General features: G+C 40.8%; 18 protein-coding genes. All 18 read right to left on the minus strand.

Annotated features, from left to right (window positions below; all coding sequences use genetic code 11):
- Window positions 1-30: 30 nt before the first annotated feature.
- Complete coding sequence (locus HB912_RS09115; protein WP_185373974.1) at window positions 31-1,491, minus strand: tetratricopeptide repeat protein; 1,461 nt, start codon at window positions 1,489-1,491, stop codon at window positions 31-33.
- Window positions 1,492-1,601: 110 nt separating this feature from the next.
- Complete coding sequence (locus tag HB912_RS09120) at window positions 1,602-2,108, minus strand: acyltransferase (protein WP_185373976.1); 507 nt, start codon at window positions 2,106-2,108, stop codon at window positions 1,602-1,604.
- Between the two features lie 2 nt (window positions 2,109-2,110).
- The gene (ppaX, locus tag HB912_RS09125; RefSeq protein WP_185373978.1) at window positions 2,111-2,767 is read right to left on the minus strand and encodes a pyrophosphatase PpaX; all 657 of its coding nucleotides are present in this window, start codon (window positions 2,765-2,767) and stop codon (window positions 2,111-2,113) included.
- A 24-nt stretch (window positions 2,768-2,791) separates the two neighbouring features.
- Window positions 2,792-3,625 (minus strand): prolipoprotein diacylglyceryl transferase, encoded by an 834-nt coding sequence (gene lgt, locus HB912_RS09130; protein WP_185373980.1) that lies wholly within the window; start codon window positions 3,623-3,625, stop codon window positions 2,792-2,794.
- A 117-nt stretch (window positions 3,626-3,742) separates the two neighbouring features.
- On the minus strand, window positions 3,743-4,678 hold the full coding sequence (gene hprK / locus HB912_RS09135; RefSeq protein ID WP_036073113.1) for an HPr(Ser) kinase/phosphatase: 936 nt from the start codon (window positions 4,676-4,678) through the stop codon (window positions 3,743-3,745).
- 130 nt (window positions 4,679-4,808) lie between these two features.
- Window positions 4,809-5,159: a phage holin family protein gene (locus HB912_RS09140; protein ID WP_036073117.1), complete on the minus strand. Its 351-nt coding sequence runs from the start codon at window positions 5,157-5,159 to the stop codon at window positions 4,809-4,811.
- 10 nt (window positions 5,160-5,169) lie between these two features.
- The gene (locus HB912_RS09145) at window positions 5,170-5,367 is read right to left on the minus strand and encodes a PspC domain-containing protein (protein ID WP_185373982.1); all 198 of its coding nucleotides are present in this window, start codon (window positions 5,365-5,367) and stop codon (window positions 5,170-5,172) included.
- A 26-nt stretch (window positions 5,368-5,393) separates the two neighbouring features.
- Window positions 5,394-6,635, minus strand: a complete 1,242-nt coding sequence (locus HB912_RS09150; protein WP_185373984.1) for a PspC domain-containing protein — start codon at window positions 6,633-6,635, stop codon at window positions 5,394-5,396.
- 75 nt (window positions 6,636-6,710) lie between these two features.
- Entirely contained in the window at window positions 6,711-7,967 is a 1,257-nt protein-coding gene (locus tag HB912_RS09155; protein ID WP_185373986.1) for a DUF4097 family beta strand repeat-containing protein, read from the minus strand.
- Window positions 7,968-8,156: 189 nt separating this feature from the next.
- Window positions 8,157-11,021: an excinuclease ABC subunit UvrA gene (uvrA, locus tag HB912_RS09160; RefSeq protein ID WP_185373988.1), complete on the minus strand. Its 2,865-nt coding sequence runs from the start codon at window positions 11,019-11,021 to the stop codon at window positions 8,157-8,159.
- A 7-nt stretch (window positions 11,022-11,028) separates the two neighbouring features.
- Window positions 11,029-13,002, minus strand: coding sequence for an excinuclease ABC subunit UvrB (gene uvrB, locus HB912_RS09165; RefSeq protein ID WP_185373990.1), 1,974 nt, complete (start codon window positions 13,000-13,002; stop codon window positions 11,029-11,031).
- A gap of 186 nt (window positions 13,003-13,188) precedes the next feature.
- Entirely contained in the window at window positions 13,189-13,434 is a 246-nt protein-coding gene (locus HB912_RS09170) for a CsbA family protein (protein ID WP_036073285.1), read from the minus strand.
- 17 nt (window positions 13,435-13,451) lie between these two features.
- A complete protein-coding gene (locus HB912_RS09175; protein WP_036073130.1) occupies window positions 13,452-14,105 on the minus strand; it encodes an HD domain-containing protein in 654 nt (217 codons plus the stop codon).
- Window positions 14,106-14,123: 18 nt separating this feature from the next.
- Window positions 14,124-14,459, minus strand: coding sequence for a hypothetical protein (locus tag HB912_RS09180; RefSeq protein ID WP_052008549.1), 336 nt, complete (start codon window positions 14,457-14,459; stop codon window positions 14,124-14,126).
- Window positions 14,460-14,621: 162 nt separating this feature from the next.
- Window positions 14,622-16,724, minus strand: a complete 2,103-nt coding sequence (locus HB912_RS09185) for a heavy metal translocating P-type ATPase (RefSeq protein ID WP_185373992.1) — start codon at window positions 16,722-16,724, stop codon at window positions 14,622-14,624.
- A 32-nt stretch (window positions 16,725-16,756) separates the two neighbouring features.
- Window positions 16,757-17,059 (minus strand): ArsR/SmtB family transcription factor, encoded by a 303-nt coding sequence (locus HB912_RS09190; RefSeq protein WP_036073138.1) that lies wholly within the window; start codon window positions 17,057-17,059, stop codon window positions 16,757-16,759.
- Window positions 17,060-17,366: 307 nt separating this feature from the next.
- Window positions 17,367-18,026 carry a phosphate signaling complex protein PhoU gene (gene phoU / locus HB912_RS09195; RefSeq protein WP_185373994.1) on the minus strand — a complete coding sequence of 220 codons (660 nt, stop codon included), beginning with the start codon at window positions 18,024-18,026 and terminating at the stop codon, window positions 17,367-17,369.
- A 14-nt stretch (window positions 18,027-18,040) separates the two neighbouring features.
- On the minus strand, window positions 18,041-18,811 hold the full coding sequence (gene pstB, locus HB912_RS09200; protein WP_185374148.1) for a phosphate ABC transporter ATP-binding protein PstB: 771 nt from the start codon (window positions 18,809-18,811) through the stop codon (window positions 18,041-18,043).
- Window position 18,812 lies beyond the last annotated feature (1 nt).

Genomic DNA, 18,812 nt, shown 5'->3' on the forward strand with positions numbered 1-18,812 from the left:
CTGTTTTCGTCTATTTTTCTGCTCACGTAGTCACGGAAAAGGAAGTTCAAACGGTTCTTCCCCACAAATTTGTGTAGCCTCACTTGCCGTTTTCCCACCAAAACGAACTAAAAAACAAGCGGAAATCCCCATCAAGCGCTCCTCATCAAGCACCATCTCGGCTTCGCTCAAGTGGAAAATTGTTGCAAGTGTTTCTTTATAAAAAGCAAGATTTGAAATAGAAAGTGGCAAAATATCATCCCCCAATTTGTTCCAAATCTGGATCAAGCATTTGCAATTTCGTTCCAAAATGCCTTCCGGTAAATATTCGAAATCTGTGAATACTAAATGTTCTAGATAGCTCCAATTGCTCATCTCAAACAGCGGATTAAACAAGAGCAGTTCCGCACGCACAGAAGAAATCGAGAGTGCATAAACGCCAATAAAATGATCGAGCACATCTTCTCTGCAAAGTTCCATCAAAATTTGCGGAGCTTCGTGAGCCATCTCCCCTTTTCTTGAAAAAGGAAACGTTTCTCGCTCGTAAACATCACAATTCAAGAACTGTTGCCAGTATTCCCGCGCATTTTCCTCCTGTCCAAGGTAAAAGGATGTTTTTGCCCGGTAATAATAAAAACACGGACGATCAGTCACTTCAAGGTCGACAATATCCATGAATAAATTCTCCGCCAGCGTGTAATTTTCCATCATCGCGTGTAAAACAGCCAAACGTTCTTTATGATGCGTAAGAATCGGAACCACTTTCTTTAGCTCCTCGTATAGCGCCTCCGCTTCATCCTTATGGGCTTTAAAATAGTGGTACACAAATAGATCCGCCAGTCCGAGCAAGTTCCCTGGAGAGCGATCAAGTAGACGGTATAGAATCTTCAAGCCTTCCTCTTCTCGCAAGTCTTCAAAATAAAGCAGCGCCAATTGGTTATAGGCTGGCCAAAAATTAGGCTTCTCATCAATCACCTTCTCAAGCACCTGACATGCCGAAGCACTATCTTCCTCCGCCAAATAACGATTCAGCTCCCGCTTGTACTGGTAAAACTCCTGTTCAGCCTTAGCAAAATTATTTTCAAGCGCTACGCCGATCGGAGTTTCCTCAAGTAAAAGCTGAATCAGATCCTCTGCTTCTTCTTTATACTCACCAGACGAGTCAAGTTCCTGATACCGCTTAGCATATTGAAGTGCACGCCTAAAATCTTTCATATAAGCAAAATTATTGGCAATAAAATAATAGCAATACACCATATTCTCATCCAAATTCTCCAAAATATAGCGTAAAAACTGATTAGACTTGCGAAATTGCCCTATTTCCGTGTAGCAAATAGCGAGTTGGCACATCACCACGGGTTCACGTGGTTCTAATTCGTGTGCTCGTTCTAAATATTCGATTGCTTCTTTGATCTTTTCTTCGCGAAAAGCCGCAATCCCCCGTTCAAAATAGAAATAACTATTTGGGAAAAAGTGAATCACTTTCGCGTCTCTTGATTCTCTTTTTTTCAACTTCTCCCCTCCATTCCTCGTTTCTTAGTTGAAGTATATCACAGATTTTTTGTTCCGCAAGTGGCAAAAAGACCGAAATAAAGAGCGACGTTTATACGATACTCTTTATTTCAGTCCCTTTTATCTTCCAGATCAAGCGGGCGTACAATTAGCGGATTTCCAAATGCCAAATGGTCATCTGGAATATCCCGATTCACAACCGCTCCAGCGCCCACTTTTACTCGGTTTCCAATCAGCACTCCCGGAAGAATCGTTACATTAGCTCCAATCATAGTATCATCACCAATTTGAACATCTCCCGTGCGATATTCTTCAACCAAGTATTCATGGGTCAAAATAGTCGTATGGAACCCAATGATCGAATTCCGACCAATTTTAATTTTTTCTGGGTAAAACAAATCAAATGTCACTTTAAAAGCAATGGACGTATTTTCACCGATTTCCATTCGCAGTAGTTTTCGGTACAATTTCCGCTTGCCAGAAATCCACGGGAAATAGCGACAAAACTCTATCACGAGTGTATTCTTTAAAGTTCGCCAAAAGGAGACTGTTTGATACACCCGAAATAGCGGATTTTCTTTTTCTCTGCTCGGCTTAAAACGATTCAAGCGACGCATCGTTACTTTTCCTCATCGTGAACAATTTTTAGCAAATCTCCCATTTTGTGCAACATATAATCAGGCTCATAGGTTAGAAGTGTTTCCTCACCTTTAATGCTCCATGCAACACCAGCCGTTTTTACACCAGCATTTTTCCCAGCTAGAATGTCATGATAGTTATCTCCTATCATAATAGCTTCCTCTTGAGAAGCATTCAAAAGTGTCAGCGCCATATTAATACCTTCTGGATCTGGCTTTGCTGTTTTCACTTGATCAAAACCGATGACCACTTGGAAAAATTTATCAAGTCCCATTACTTTAAGGCCACGCATCACTGTATCATAAATCTTCGTTGAGACGATAGCAAGCTTATAATCTTCTTCATAAAGAGCTCGAATGGCTTCATAAACGCCGTCATATTCCAAAATAAGCTCATCATGATGTTCATTTGTAAACGCCCGGTAAAAGGTGATCATTTCTTCTGCTCGTTCTGGCAACAAATTTCCAAAGGTTTCGGAAATCGGCGGGCCAATAAAAGGCAGAATCTCTTCACGAGAAAATTCTTTTTCAGGTAAAAATTCTTTTAAAGTCGCTTGAAAAGAAGTGATAATGAGTTCATTGGTATTGATCAAAGTCCCATCTAAATCGAAAAGCAGGGTTGTGATTTCTCTAGTCATGTCTACACCCTTTCCTGATTAAAGTTATTTCCTTTTTGGTACGTCCCCGAACTTGTCAGCCATATAGTAAGGCGGATTTTGTTTCATTCGTCTGTAAGCAATTATTGCAAGAGAAACGACAATAAGTAGTATCGCAAGCACTTGAGAAACGCGGAAATCTCCCCACATTAAACTATCTGTCCGCATCCCTTCGACAAAGAACCGACCGAAAGAGTACCAGATAACATAACTCAAGAAGAGCTCACCACGCCTGATTTTTGTTCGACGCAAGATGAGTAAAACGACAAAACCTAAAACATTCCAAAGACTTTCATACAGAAAGGTTGGTTGGTAATATGTACCCTCGATATACATTTGATTGATGATAAAGTCGGGTAAATGCAAACTTTCTAAGAAACTTCGCGTTGTTTCTGCGCCGTGCGCCTCTTGATTCATAAAGTTGCCCCAACGCCCGATAGCTTGAGCGATGATCAAACTTGGCGCAGCTATATCAGCCAACTGCCAAAATGAAATTTTCTTAACGCGTGCAAAAACAATGGCCGTTGCAACCGCTCCAATTAATGCTCCATAAATAGCAATGCCACCGTGCCAAATTTTGATAATTTCTCCTAAGTTGTTTCTATAAAAATCCCACTGGAATACCACATAGTAAATTCGTGCACAAATAATCGAGATGGGAATCGCCCAAATCAAAAGATCAATATATAATTCCTTATCTAGCCCGCGCTTGCTAGACTCTCTGAGGGCAAGTAAAAGAGCAACAACAACACCGATCGCAATAATAACACCATACCATTTGATTGAGAGCCCGCCAAGATCGATCGCAACTGGATCAAGCGGTTTAATTTGATTCTCCATGTCTAACCTACTTTCATTCACTTTGTTCGTATTGATTGTACCTTTTTTTACGTAAAAAGAAAAGGAGCCCGAATCTCTACTTTTCCATTCGCTCAAAAGGGCCCCGTTTTCAACGTTTTAATCGTTCATGCTATTGTGACTAATCAAATGATTAAGATCGCTTGTAAAGCGTTCAGCTGCATTGTAACCCATGTTTTTCAGTCTGAAGTTCATAGCAGCAACTTCAATAATAACTGATAAGTTTCTCCCCGGACGGACAGGGACTGTAATCATGGGAACATCCATATCGAAAATTTGAGTTTTTTCTTCATCCAGCCCCACACGATCATAATGTTTTTCTGGATCCCAATTTTCTAAATGTACAACGAGCGTAATCTTTTTACTCGACCGAACCGCACCCGCTCCGAAAAGTGTCATTACATTAATAATACCTAACCCGCGGATTTCCAGTAAATGTTCAATAATTTCTGGCGAAGAACCGATTAATGACAGTTCATCTTCTTTCCGAATTTCAACGTTATCATCTGCTACAAGTCGGTGCCCGCGTTTCACAAGCTCGAGCGCTGTTTCACTTTTTCCGACTCCACTATTTCCCGTAATCAAAACACCAAGCCCATAAATATCTACTAAAACCCCATGTTTTGAAATAACTGGCGCGAGTTTACTCTCTAAATAATTCGTGATATAAACTGACAGCCGTGTTGTTTTAAGGCGAGACCTGAGGACAGGAATCCCAGCTTCTTTTGCGGCTTGAAGGAGCTCATCTGGTGCTTCTAGGCTACGTGAGATTACAAAAGCGGGTGTGCGGCGCGTGCACATTTGTCTATAGCGCTTCAAGCGTTCCTGTGGTTCCATCCCCTTTGAAAACGAAATCTCCGTCATTCCGAATAGTTGTACACGGTCTTCAGGATAATAAGAGAAAAAGCCCGTCAGTTCAAGGCCTGGTCTTGATAAATCACTTGTTACGATTGGGCGATCTAATCCGTTATCTGAACAAAGCACTTCTAAATTAAGCCGCTCCATTAATTCTTTTACCGGAACAGATTTTGTCATCAAATTACCTCCATCAGGTTTTGTTTTCTTTATTTTACCATTTCTCACGCTTTTCGAGTAGTTAAATCATAAACTTCTCCTGAAATACTTCCCAAACAAAAACAGCCCCACGTGAATGGAGCTGTCTTTGTTACTTCTTATCATCCCATAATACGGAATTAATAATCATATTGGCAAATGCCATAATCGCAGCAATCAACATTGCCATTCCGAATCCATCAATACTAAACGAGCTTCCCATGAAATAAGTTGTTAGTTCAAGCATCAGCGCATTCACAACAAAGGTAAATAAGCCGAGCGTCAAAATATTAATTGGGAGCGTTAGAATAAACAAAATCGGACGAATCAACATGTTTAAGATTGCTAAAATAAAGCTTGCAATAACGGCTGTCATAAATCCGTCGACATGAAAGCTGGAAAAGAAACCAGACATCGCGACAAATAAAACAGCATTAATGATTACTCCTATTAACCAGCGCATTTTCGAAAATTCACTCCCACTCTGACTCTGGAGCACTTGGCATAATAATCGCAGCAATGATGTAAAGCAAGATACCCGATCCACCGATTAAGGTTAGAATCACCCAAGCAAGGCGTATCCAAGTGACATCAAATCCTAAGTATTCTGCGAAACCGCCGCAAACTCCAGCTAGCATTTTGTGTTCTGATGACTTCGTTAGTTTTTTCATCGTATTTTCTTCCCTTCTTTTAATGATTATAAAACATCTTCCTGTTTTTCTTCCAGTTCAGTTACTTTAATAATTCCATTGTCTACTTTAGCTTGCAAAGTCGCCGTACTTATTTCTTCAGCATTTTGTGTGAAAACAAGTGCTTGGCTTGAATCATCCCAGACTTTAGCATTTTTTAAATCAAAGTAAATTTTTTCTCGTTTAGTTCCAAGTGTTCCATCCACATTCCACGATGCGGGAATCTGGATGCGAATATCACCATGTGGAGCTTGTAAATCGGCTGATGTGGCTGAATCATTGTTCAAACTATACTCAACATCGCCCTTGGCAGATTTAGCAACGGTTGTAATAAAATTACCATCTACGACAACATCACCTTTTTGCGTAGCAAGATCCAAGTTTTCGATGTTTGCTCGCTTGAAGTAAATTTCGCCATCTTGTAAATCGGCACTTAAAAACTTACCACTTGCCGCTGAAGAACGAAGATCCCCATGATGGATCTTAATAATCGTATCCTCTGCCGAAATATCATCAAACTTTAAGTTCCCGTTAAGCAATTGAATTTTAGCTTGCTCATAAAGTCTTTTCGGAACCGTTAAAACAACATCCGTCTTCAAAATATCTTTTCTCGATTCAAAAGTAAACTGCGCAGGATCAATCTCTAACATCGTTTCACTAAAGAAATAATCCCATAGCTTGTCTTCGCTCATTTGACGAATCGACCGTGCTTTTTCATGTACCGCAAGCACAACACGCATTTTCAGCTCATCTTTTTCCCAAACACGCAAGCGAACATCTCCAGTCGCGATTTGAATTTTAAATGCCTTAAATGTAGTCGCATCAAACGTAAATTCTCGAGTCGGGCGGGGTCTTGCTTCGCCGCGGTGAATGGCCGGTTCAGGTGTATGCAAAGAGCGCACTTTATCTATATGCCTCATGCGACGCTCCACATGAGCTTGTTTCCTTGCAACTCTTTCATCTATCCGGTCAAAACGCTGCTCACGTCTTTCACTCACATAGCGACGCTTTTCATCTTGTCTGCGTCTGAACTCCGCTCTTACCTCATCATTGTTCATTTTACTTGAAGGAATCACAAACAAAGCAATAATGTAAGCAATAATCGCAATTCCGGTCTTCATTGTAAAAATCGCAAAAGCAATAAAGACGAGCCGCAAAATTGTCGCATCAATTCCTGAGTACTCCGCAATACCGCCGAAAACACCGCCCACCTTACGATCTACTCTTGACCTTCTCAACTTTTTCTCCATAGCTTCTGCTTCCTTTCTTTCTAAATCTTAACCAATCATGCAGGAAACAGGAGAACTGCTTCCCACCAATTTAATTTATTTAAAGTCTCTAATTTTCACATTACCCGTCGTTGCTTCTGCTTCAACTTTTAGCGCTTCCGAGTCCGTGCTTGAAACTTTAGTAAATACCATCATTTTATTCACTGATTCCGTTTTCGAATCCAAAACTTCCGCATCCTTCACATCAAGCAGTATCTTACCTAGATTAGTATGAACGCGTCCATCCAAACCTGATTCCTTCGGTACAATGACTTCAATGTTCCCAGCGCCAGCTTTTGCCTTAAGATAAACCGCATTTGGATTTTCTAATTGATAACGAACATTACCGTTTTTAGTCGTTAAATTGCTTGAGTAAAATTCACCTTTTACAGCAACATTTCCATTTAACGTTTTCAGTGAAACATCTCGCACCTTCCCATTTTGAACACGAACATTACCATTGATCGATTCAACTTCGGCAAGTGTTGCTTGAAGCGTACCGACACTGATATTTCCGTTTGTTGTTTTGGCAAATAAATCACGACCAACGAGCTCATCGATATGGAAGTTCCCATTTAAAATTTTGATCGAAACATAATCATATTCACGACGTGGTAAATAGACCGTTAAGTTTGTCACAATTTGTTTAGATTTAGATTCGAATCGAAGTGTTTCCTCATCAACCCGAAGCGTTGTCCGATCAAAGAAAATTTTCATCGCTTCTTCTTCTGGATATTCCTTAAAGAGCTTAATTGCGGCTTTCACGCGAATATCTTCATTTTCCGAAGGCTTAAATTCAATGTTTCCGAGTGCCACATCAAACTCTAAAATAGAAAGTGTCGTGTCATGATAAACAAATTCACGTTCTAGCTTCGTTGAGGTCAAAAACGGAAACGGCATATCCTTCACTTGATTAATCGCACTTCCTAAGAAAGAACCAATTTTTTCACCAGCTTGCGAAAGATCACTCATCACATTTTTAAGCGTTTCTTCTCGCTTCGCTTGTTTTTCTCTTTCTAGTTTTGCCTTTTCTTCTTTATTTGAGCCGCTTTCAGGACGAGGCCGCGTTTTTTTGGCTTCTCCACCACGATACGGATTATCTTTAGTGTTCCAGCCTTGTGAATAATCATAGCCCGTTTCTTCTTGCTCTACTTCTTCTTGACGGGCTTCCGAGCGATCAGCTTGACGCATATTTTCAGAAGCTGCACTCTTTCCTTCTTTTTTCGAAATATTTTCAAGCAACATTAAAGCTTCCTCAGTTGAGATCACGCCTTGCTTCACGAGTTCCAAAATACGTTTACGTTCATTTTCCATGCTTTTCCCCTCCAAAAATTCATCATTTATTCAAAAATTCCAGTTGATTTAGTGTCTCATTTATTATAGTTCTATTATGACGCATCACAGAAAATCTGTCATACAACCTAAGAACGATTCTTTCTTTAGACTTTTGGGGAAAAGAAAAAGCCTGATCTGGCGACTTTCCTCCAGATCAAGCTTATCAATTTATTTTTGCTTTTCTGCAACCTTTTCCTTCATACGTTTCTTATCGCGTTCCAGAATCGGTTTCAAATAATGTCCTGTATACGATTTTTTCGATGATGCGACCTTCTCAGGTGTCCCCTTAGCGACAATTTGTCCACCACCATCGCCACCTTCTGGACCAAGATCAATTAAATAATCCGCCTGCTTGATCACATCCAAATTATGTTCAATCACAAGCACCGTATCTCCATTTTCAACAAGCCGTTGCAAAACATCCAGCAACCGCCCGATATCATCAACATGTAATCCCGTTGTTGGCTCATCCAAAATGTAGAACGACTTCCCGTTACTACGTTTGTGCAGTTCCGAAGCCAGCTTCACACGTTGCGCTTCTCCACCAGAAAGCGTTGTAGCTGGCTGACCGAGACGAATATATCCAAGACCCACATCCACAATAGTTTGCAATTTCCGAGCAATCTTCGGTTGGTTTTGGAAGAAGTCCAGTCCTTCTTCAACTGTCATATCAAGCACTTCCGCAATATTCTTTCCTTTATAATGAATATCGAGTGTTTCACTATTATAGCGTTTCCCACCGCAAACTTCACAAGGAACATAGACATCCGGCAAAAAGTGCATCTCAATTTTGATAATGCCGTCACCTTTACAAGCTTCACACCGTCCACCTTTTACATTGAAGCTAAACCGCCCCTTTTGATATCCGCGAACTTTTGCTTCATTTGTTGCAGCAAACAAATCCCGAATATCATCAAAAGCCCCAGTATACGTTGCCGGATTTGACCTTGGTGTCCGTCCAATTGGCGACTGATCAATATCGATGATTTTTTCAAGGTGCTGAATCCCCTTAATTTCCTTGTGTGGACCCGGCTTAGCATTGGCCCGGTTTAACTTTCGTGAAAGTGCCTTCCGAAGGACTTCATTCACAAGCGAGCTCTTCCCTGAACCTGAAACACCTGTAACACACGTGAAAGTTCCAAGCGGAATATCCGCCGATACATTTTTTAAATTGTTTGCCTTCGCTCCGATAATTTCAAGCTTATTTCCATTTCCTTTACGACGCTTCGTTGGAACCGGAATAAACTTCTTACCAGACAGATAAGCACCCGTGATTGAATCGGCGTTATTCGCAACTTCTTCTGGACTTCCTGCTGCAACAATTTCCCCGCCATGTTCTCCAGCTCCAGGACCAATGTCAATCAAATAGTCCGCTGCCATCATAGTGTCCTCATCATGCTCAACAACAATAAGCGTATTTCCAATATCTCGCATTCCCTGAAGAGTATTTACAAGTCGGTCATTATCTCGCTGATGCAAGCCAATCGAAGGCTCATCCAAAATATAAAGCACACCGGTTAGTTTTGAGCCAATTTGCGTCGCCAGTCGAATCCGCTGTGCCTCACCGCCAGAAAGCGTTCCAGCTGCCCGGCTCAGCGTTAAATAATTCAATCCAACATTTTTGAGAAAACCTAATCGATTTCGAACTTCTTTCAAAATAGGAGCAGCAATTTGTGATTCCTTTTCCGATAAATCAAGGCCTTCAAAGAAATCAAAGCCTTCCGTAATCGAGTAATCGCTCACTTCACCGAGATGCTTTCCGTCAACTTTCACAGCGAGCGCTTCTTCTTTCAAACGATAGCCATGACAAGTTGGACAAGGCAAATTAGTCATATATTGTGCCATTTGATCTCGCGTAAAGTCCGAATTTGTTTCCCGGTAACGCCGCTCAATATTTGGTAGAACACCTTCAAATGGGATCCAAGTTTCTCGTGTCATCCCGAAATCATTTTTATATTTGAAGAAAAATTCTTTTTCACCAGAACCCCTTAAAACAATATTTTGATGTTCCTTCGGAAGTTTTTCAAATGGTGTATCCAAGTCGATCCCAAACTCTTCACAAGCAGAAGCAAGCATTTGTGGATAATACTGTGAACTAATCGGTTTCCAAGGTACAATGGCACCTTCATTTAGTGAAAGTGATGGATCCGGAATAACTGTTTCTACATCCACTTCAAGCTTTGTTCCAAGACCATCACAAGTTGGACAAGCTCCAAACGGACTATTAAAAGAAAACATCCGCGGTTCTAATTCTCCAACAGTAAAGCCACAATATGGACATGCATAGTGTTCACTAAATAGGAGTTCTTTTTCACCAATCACATCTACAATCGCATAGCCATCTGCGAGCTTAAGTGCCGATTCAAGTGAATCGTATAGACGTGAATGTACACCCTCCTTGATGACAATTCGGTCAATAATAATTTCAATAGAATGTTTCTTATTTTTTTCAAGTTCAATCTCATCATTAACATCATATACTTCACCATCAACACGAATCCGCACGTAACCTTGCTTTTTAATTTCCTCAAACGTTTTCTTGTGCGTGCCTTTTTTTCCAGAAACAATCGGAGCCATAATTTGAATCCGAGTTTTTTCAGGATATTCAAAAACACGATCTACCATCTGTTCGATCGTCTGCGAAGTAATTTCAATTCCATGATTGGGACAAATAGGATGACCAACGCGAGCATAAAGCAAGCGCAAATAATCGTGAATTTCTGTTACCGTTCCGACCGTGGAACGTGGATTTCGACTTGTCGTTTTTTGGTCAATCGAAATAGCTGGACTTAAACCTTCAATTAAGTCCACATCAGGTTTATCCATTTGACCAAGGAACTGCCTAGCATATGCGGACAAGGATTCCACGTAACGCCTTTGTCCTTCGGCATAAATCGTATCAAAAGCAAGCGAAGACTTCCCGGAACCAGATAAGCCAGTCATGACAACTAGCTTATCGCGTGGGATTTCCACATCAACGTTTTTCAAGTTATGCGCTCTTGCTCCTTGGATTACGATCTTATCTTTTTTCAAATCTGACTCATCCTTCCGCTTTAAGTTCTAAAAGTGCATCACGAAGTTCAGCCGCCCGCTCAAAGTCAAGTGCTTTCGCCGCAGCTTTCATTTCATGTTCCATATCTTCAATTAATTGACCACGTTCTTGTTTCGTTAGCTTACTCAAGTCTTGCAATTTCTCGTTTTCCTCTTCAGAAGCTGTTGTCGCAGAAATCACGCCACGAATTTCTTTCCGAATTGTTTTCGGCACAATACCGTGTTTTTCATTATATTCCTCTTGGATTTTACGACGACGTTCCGTTTCATCAATGGATTTCTTCATGGAATCTGTCATATTATCCGCATACATGATAACCTTTCCGTGTTCATTCCGTGCCGCACGCCCCATCGTTTGAATAAGCGAGCGCTCTGAACGAAGAAATCCTTCTTTATCGGCATCTAGAATCGCAACTAATGATACTTCCGGTAAATCGATCCCTTCACGCAATAAGTTGATGCCGACTAACACATCGAACACCCCTAGCCGCAAATCCCGAATAATTTCAATCCGTTCAAGAGTTTTAATCTCAGAGTGCAGATACTGGACTTTGATACCAGCTTCTTTCAAATAATCCGTTAAATCTTCCGCCATTTTTTTCGTTAAAGTCGTAACCAGAACCCGTTCATCTTTTCCAGTCCGATCATTAATTTCGTCAATCAAATCATCAATTTGTCCTTCAATTGGACGAACTTCAATAATTGGATCAAGCAGCCCTGTTGGACGAATAATTTGCTCCACTACATCCGGATTGTGCTCTAGTTCATAAGGACCTGGCGTTGCGGAAATGTAAACAATTTGATTGACATGTTTTTCAAATTCTTCTAGTCGTAGCGGCCGGTTGTCAAGCGCTGATGGAAGTCTAAACCCGTGATCTACAAGCATTTGTTTTCGCGCTTGGTCCCCGTTATACATCCCCCGAATTTGAGGCATTGTAACGTGTGACTCATCAATCACAATTTGGAAGTCATCTGGGAAATAATCAAGCAACGTATAAGGCGTCGAACCTGGTTCTCGAAGCGCTAGGTGTCTTGAATAGTTTTCAATCCCCGAGCAGTACCCCATTTCTTCCATCATTTCAATATCATAATTCGTTCGTTGTTCAAGGCGTTGCGCTTCTAATAGCTTATCTTGACTGCGCAACTCTTTTAAACGTTCAGCTAGCTCAAGTTTAATGTTTTGAATGGCAATTTTCATAATATCTGGGCTCGTCACAAAGTGAGAAGCCGGAAAAATCGAAACATGTTCCCGGTCACCAATAATTTCGCCCGTTAACGCATCTACTTCGCGAATTCGTTCAATTTCATCACCAAAAAACTCGACCCGAATACAGTGTTCATCTCGAGAAGCTGGAAAAATTTCAACAACGTCGCCACGTACGCGAAAACGACCACGCTGAAAATCAATATCATTTCGGTCGTACTGAATAGCCACTAAACGACGAAGTAACTCATCCCGCCCAAGTTCCATTCCAGTCCTTAGTGAAACAAGTAATTTCCCATATTCTTCTGGTGCCCCTAAACCATATATGCAAGACACACTAGCGATGATGATGACATCACGTCGTTCAAATAAAGCGGCCGTTGCCGAGTGTCGTAATTTATCAATTTCATCATTAATACTCGCATCTTTTTCTATATAAGTGTCACTTTGCGGAACATAGGCTTCAGGTTGATAATAATCATAATAACTCACAAAATATTCGACAGCATTCTCTGGAAAGAACTCTTTAAATTCACTATAGAGTTGTCCCGCTAGCGTCTTATTATGAGCCATAACAAGCGTCGGCTTATTAATTTCCTGAATGACATTAGACACCGTGAACGTCTTCCCGGTTCCCGTTGCCCCAAGTAAAGTTTGGTGCTTCACACCCTTATTAAGGCCCGCAACCAGTTGTTCAATCGCTCTTGGCTGATCACCAGACGGTTTATATTCTGAAACGAGTTCAAATTTATCAGTCAATGTCTCTTCCTCCATTCCAGCTCGTTAAATTTTTTCTACCAATACATAAGATTCTTTCATTTTACCATAAAGTATTCTATTCGCCTAGCAAAAAGCGAACATATTTTCGCTTTTAAAGAGAACGAAAAAACGTCATCTCGACGGATCACGTTTTTTCTCTCTTTATTTTATCACTTTTCTTATTTTTCACCTATCCATGTGCTTTCCTTTTGCCTTGAGCCGTTTCAGCATGACCGTTGCAACAGCAAATCCCACCGTCATGGATAACGCGTCTAGGACCATCAACCAGTATGTTCCCGTGTAACCAAGCTTCACACTCGCCGCAATTAAAATGACCATCAAAAGAAGCGCAATATAGCGATTATAAGTAATTCGCGCAAACATGATGACCAAAAGTCCAGGAAAGAAAATAGCCGAAAGCATTTGATCAATCATGTTTCTCCTCTCCTTTACTTGGAATCGTCTTTTAAAGCCTGAGCTGTAATATCATTCGTTAATTCAGGAAGCTCAGTTTTGCGGATGCCTTTTTCATGTAGCATATCTGGCAGAATTTCTGCCAGAAAATATTTCACACTTGCCATCTCCCGATATTTATAAATCGTTGCAAGCGCCTCACTGTAAATTTCAACAAAGACATTTTCTGGATTCCCCTTTTGGATCTCACCAAAGGACTCATACAGTAAATCCACTTTATCTGCAATCGCCAAAATTTTGCCTTCAAGCGTTTCATCTTTACCTTCTTTTAGTAGATGGCGATAGATATTTTGAAATTCACTTGGAATTTCCCGCTCAATAAAATTTTGTGTCATGCTTTCTTCCACTTCTGAAAGCATTTCCCGAAGCTCTGCTGTCGCATATTTTACAGGCGTTTTAATATCGCCAATAAAAAGCTCAGAATAATCGTGATTCAGCGCTTTTTCATAAAGCGCCCGCCAATCGACCTCATTTCCAGCTTTCTCCTCTACATTTCCAAAAAATTGAGCGATACTTGTCACTTTGAAAGAATGTTCAGCGACGGAATGCTCCTGATATTTAAACTTTCCCGGACAACGATAAATGTTCTCAAGATCCGATAAACTTTGAAAATATTGATGAATTCCCATCTTAACACTCCTTCTTAATTATTTTTTATGACTTTGCTGCTTTTTGTTCGCTGGATTCGTATTTTCCACTTCACGCATCACAACCGCAGCCGCATAGCCAACAAGCGCAATCATGAAACCTGAATAAGAGCGAAAGTTATCCGGCACAACGAGTGCAAGAATAAGCAAAACTAAAGCAGTGAGCAGCACGCCCCAGCTGAAAAGTTTGCGTTTTCGTGCTTGATCTGCCTGAATCGGCGCATAAATCCAAATAAAACAAGTGACTTGAATCAAAATAAATTGCAAGATTCCAAGTATCCAAACAAGAGCAAGCGACTGATTAAACAACAAACCGAGGATCGCGATCGCAAACATCAAAATAAAACCTGTAATGACCGCCGTTTTTTGCTTTGACGTGAGTTTCAAACCTTTCCCTCCAAAATCTTATTTGTCCTTTACTTTACCACAGAAAGCCAAATTTTTCGACAAAAAGACGCCTTTTTCCCTTTGCAGGAAACGAAAAGACGTCCTTTCTAGTTATAAAATTTTTTCTTCTTTCGTCCGGATCAAAATTGTCAAACTAAGAAGCGTCACAATAATCGTTGCTCCCATATCTGCCATAATGGCCATCCAAAGTGTGAGTAACCCTGGTAACGTCAGCAAAAGTGCCAAAATTTTAAGGCCTAGCGCAAACGCAATGTTAAAGCCAATAATTTTGCGCACCTTTTTAGCAATCCGGATGGTGATTGGAAGCTTAAGCAAATGATCTTGCATCAAGACAACATCCGCCACTTCAATCGCGCTATCGGTGCCTTTTCCCATAGCAATCCCAAGATCTGCCGTGGCAAGTGCAGGCGAATCATTGATGCCATCTCCAACCATCATCACTTTCCCCGTTTCAGATTGAATCTTCTGGATTTGGTCCAGTTTTTGCTCTGGAAGCAAGTCGGCATAATAAGTATCCATGCCAATTTCGGATGCAACCTTTTCAGCTGTTTTCACATGGTCTCCAGTGAGCATAATGGTATTCGTCACGCCAATTTGATGTAAATCTGAAATGAGTTCCCGACTTTCTGGCCGGAGTGCATCTCGGATACCGAACATCCCGAGGATTTGCGATTCAGATGCTGTCACAACGACCGTATAGCCAGCTTGCTTCAAACTTTGCACATCTGAGCGTGCTCTCTCATCCCAAGCCCCATCCGGGATTTGACTTTCATTTCCCATAAAGTAGGATACACCAGCAAGGCTTCCTACAAGGCCTTTTCCAGCGATGGTTTCCATCGAGTCCATCTTGCCGATTTTCACACCGTCGCTTTTCGCTTTTTGAGTAATTGCCGATGCAATCGGATGTAAGGAATCACTTTCCATCCGCGCCGCAATGTCCATGAAGTGATCATTGTACTTGATCATTTCTGCTACAACTGGCTTTCCACTTGTCAGTGTTCCTGTTTTATCGAATGCAATTTGCTTTATTTTTCCAAGCTGTTCAAGAAAAACGCCACCCTTGATTAAAACGCCATTTTTCGCGCTACGAGTGATCCCCGAAACAATCGCAACTGGCGAAGAAAGGATTAACGCACATGGACAGCCGATAATTAGAACGGCTAACCCTTCATAAAGCCATTTTGAAAAATCTGCACCGAAAAGAAGTGGTGGCAAAAACGCAATCATTACTGCAAAAAGCATGATCGCTGGCGTGTAGTAACGTGCAAATTTATCAATAAAGAGTTCAGTTGGCGTCTTCGTTTCTTGCGCTTCTTCCACAAGGTGAAGAATTTTTGCAAGGGAAGAATCTTCATATAGCGCTGAAATTTCAGCTTTTATGGTTCCTTCATTATTAATCGAACCGCCAAACAGGGGATCCCCAATTTGTTTTTCAACTGGCATGGATTCCCCGGTGATTGCTGCTTCATTGAAGGAACTTGCGCCTTCAATAACCGTCGCATCCGATGGGACTTTCTCTCCAGCGCGGATTAAAACTACGTCTTTTAATTGAAGTTTGGAGATTGGGATTTGACTCACTTCACCGTTCACCAGAATATTGGCTGTTTTAGGGGCGACTTTTAAAAGTTCAGACATGGATTTTCTCGCTTGACGCATGCCGAAACCTTCCAGATATTCGTTTAAGCCAAACAAAATCGCTACAACTGTACCTTCTTTATAATCACCTATTGCAAAAGCACCAATTAAAGCCACTGTCATGAGTGTATCAATTGTAAATTTCAACCGAAAAAGGTTTTTAAGCCCTTTAAAGAAAGTTTGATAGCCGCTCAGTCCCGCTGCCACAAAATAAATAGCAAAAGAAGCTCCCCAAGGAATTTTGTCTCCAAGAATAAATGCGGCTAGAAACAATACCGTTGAAATGCCTAACTGAATCAAAAGTTTTTTATCGTTGCCATGTTCATGGCTGTGCGCATGCTCGTCTTCTGAATGCGAGCTATCAGAATTTACAATCGCTACATTTTCTGTTTTTAAGATTTTTTCAACAGCAGTAAGTGGTACTTTATCTGGAAGAATAAGCTTGGATGTATTATAAAAAATTTTAGCTTCACTTCCATGGTCTAAATTCCGAATTTCCCGCTCCAGTTTTTCAGAACAGTGGGCACAAGAAAGTCCTGTTAGTCGATACTCTGTCATCATGATCCGCTCCTAGCATAGGCGCCCTTAAATCATCTGTGTTCAACGTGATGAATCGCTTGTTTAAGCAATTCAAGCACATGGTGGTCATCTTGCGAATAATAAATGGTTGTACCCTCTCTCCGCGATTTCACAAGTCGTAAATTTTTCAGAAACCGTAATTGATGAGAAACCGTCGTTTGGTTGAAAGAGAGCGTTCGCGCAATTTCATTCACGGAATACTCTCGCTCTTGCAAGAGATTCAAAATTTGGACACGTGTTGGATCCGAAAGCGCCTTAAAAATTTGTGTGACATTTAGCAATGTCTCTTCGTCTAAACCCGAATGATTTTCCATATCCGTTCACACTCCATTATTATATGTTCATATAATCATATGATAGCGTGTTCGCACGGGTTTGTGCAACTTTAGTGAATTTAAAAGTTATATATTATTATATGTCAATATACACATATAATAATATATAACTTTTAAAAAGGCAAGTGAATTCCCAATTTTGTTTGACCTTCTTTTACCAAAAACAAAGTTAATTAGTAACAAGTCTACACTAGCAGTTCCTGAAGCTTTTTCATCATTTTGTTTTTTTCAATCCGAGAAAATGTTCCACTGTAAAAATAGCCTCCGGGTATGCCGGAGGCTATTTTTAGTTATTCAATTCCTCAATTTCACCGCTATCCAAATACACGATCCACTCAGAAATATTGGTGATGTAGTCTCCAATTCGTTCCAAATTTTGAGCAACAAGCAGTAAATGCGAGATTTCCTCCAGATGTTCTGCATTTTCTTGCATCTGCTCAATACACTTATGTGACACAATTCGGTGTAGCTTATCGACATCATTATCACGCGCTGCAATTTCGCGCGCTGCCACCGCATCCCCTGCTAAATAAGCGTTCAACACGTCGTGAAGCATGGATTTAACAAGTTCTCCCATTTCAGGAATCTCAGGGATGGGCTTTAGCACTTTGCTGTCCCCTAAGCGAATAGTCGCTTTCGCAATGCTGACTGCATGATCCCCCATTCGCTCCAAATCAGAGCTCGCTTTTAAAACTGTGACAATTTTTCGCAAGTCCGTCCCAACAGGTTGTTGCAAGGCAATGAGCTCAAAAGAGCCCTGCTCAAGTGATAATTCCATGTTATTAATAGCTTTGTCTTCTGCAACTACTTGGTCGGCAAGCTTGATATCACGTTCTGAAAGTGACTTCATCGCTTTAAAAATTGCTTCGTTTACTAACATGCCCATTTCTAATAAATGTTGATGTAAATCATTCAATTGCTCCGTAAATAACTTTCTCACTACCATAGTGTTTTCACTCCTTATCCAAATCGACCAGAAATATAATCTTCTGTTTTTTGTTTTGCTGGATTGGTAAAAATAGAGGTGGTATCCGCAAATTCAATGATCTCACCATTTAAGAAAAAGGCTGTTTCATCGGAGATCCTAGATGCTTGTTGCATGTTGTGTGTCACGATGACGATCGTATAATCCTTTTTCAATTCCAAAATTAAATCTTCGACTTTGGCCGTTGAAATTGGATCAAGCGCCGAGGTTGGTTCGTCCATCAAAATGACTTCGGGTTTTACGGCAAGAACTCGCGCAATGCAGAGGCGCTGCTGCTGCCCGCCCGACATTCCTGTTGCGGGTTTGTCGAGCCTATCACTGACTTCATCCCAAAGTGCGGCTTGGCGAAGACTTCGCTCCACAATCGCATCCAATTCTTTCCGATTCGTTACGCCATGCATCCGTGGCCCGTATGCGACATTGTCATAAATTGAGAATGGAAAAGGATTGGGTTGCTGAAAGACCATCCCAACACGCTTTCTAAGCCCTACGAGATCTACTTTTGCTTGATTGATCTCCTCATTTGAGATTTTTATGTTGCCAGTCGTTTTTACATTAGGAATCAAGTCATTCATCCGATTGAGTGTTCGCAAAAATGTAGATTTTCCACATCCAGATGGGCCAATTAATGCGGTGACTTGATTTTCTTTAATTGAAAGCGAAACTTTTTTAAGAGCTTGTTTGGCCCCATAAAATAAATCGACATCTGTTGTTTCAATCATAAATTTGGTTTTTTCGGTCGTCATT

Origin of the sequence: Listeria aquatica, from assembly GCF_014223975.1 — a bacterium.
GTDB lineage: Bacteria > Bacillota > Bacilli > Lactobacillales > Listeriaceae > Listeria > Listeria aquatica.

What these genes read in the sequence shown, in the direction of transcription:
- HB912_RS09145 (WP_185373982.1), bottom strand. Translation starts at nt 5,367, where the DNA reads ATGAAAAAACTAACGAAGTCATCAGAACACAAAATGCTAGCTGGAGTT.
- pstB (WP_185374148.1), bottom strand. Translation starts at nt 18,811, where the DNA reads ATGACGACCGAAAAAACCAAATTTATGATTGAAACAACAGATGTCGAT.
- phoU (WP_185373994.1), bottom strand. Translation starts at nt 18,026, where the DNA reads ATGGTAGTGAGAAAGTTATTTACGGAGCAATTGAATGATTTACATCAA.
- HB912_RS09175 (WP_036073130.1), bottom strand. Translation starts at nt 14,105, where the DNA reads ATGGGAATTCATCAATATTTTCAAAGTTTATCGGATCTTGAGAACATT.
- hprK (WP_036073113.1), bottom strand. Translation starts at nt 4,678, where the DNA reads ATGACAAAATCTGTTCCGGTAAAAGAATTAATGGAGCGGCTTAATTTA.
- HB912_RS09150 (WP_185373984.1), bottom strand. Translation starts at nt 6,635, where the DNA reads ATGGAGAAAAAGTTGAGAAGGTCAAGAGTAGATCGTAAGGTGGGCGGT.
- HB912_RS09120 (WP_185373976.1), bottom strand. Translation starts at nt 2,108, where the DNA reads ATGCGTCGCTTGAATCGTTTTAAGCCGAGCAGAGAAAAAGAAAATCCG.
- HB912_RS09185 (WP_185373992.1), bottom strand. Translation starts at nt 16,724, where the DNA reads ATGACAGAGTATCGACTAACAGGACTTTCTTGTGCCCACTGTTCTGAA.
- HB912_RS09155 (WP_185373986.1), bottom strand. Translation starts at nt 7,967, where the DNA reads ATGGAAAATGAACGTAAACGTATTTTGGAACTCGTGAAGCAAGGCGTG.
- HB912_RS09180 (WP_052008549.1), bottom strand. Translation starts at nt 14,459, where the DNA reads ATGTTTGCGATCGCGATCCTCGGTTTGTTGTTTAATCAGTCGCTTGCT.
- HB912_RS09140 (WP_036073117.1), bottom strand. Translation starts at nt 5,159, where the DNA reads ATGCGCTGGTTAATAGGAGTAATCATTAATGCTGTTTTATTTGTCGCG.
- ppaX (WP_185373978.1), bottom strand. Translation starts at nt 2,767, where the DNA reads ATGACTAGAGAAATCACAACCCTGCTTTTCGATTTAGATGGGACTTTG.
- lgt (WP_185373980.1), bottom strand. Translation starts at nt 3,625, where the DNA reads ATGGAGAATCAAATTAAACCGCTTGATCCAGTTGCGATCGATCTTGGC.
- HB912_RS09190 (WP_036073138.1), bottom strand. Translation starts at nt 17,059, where the DNA reads ATGGAAAATCATTCGGGTTTAGACGAAGAGACATTGCTAAATGTCACA.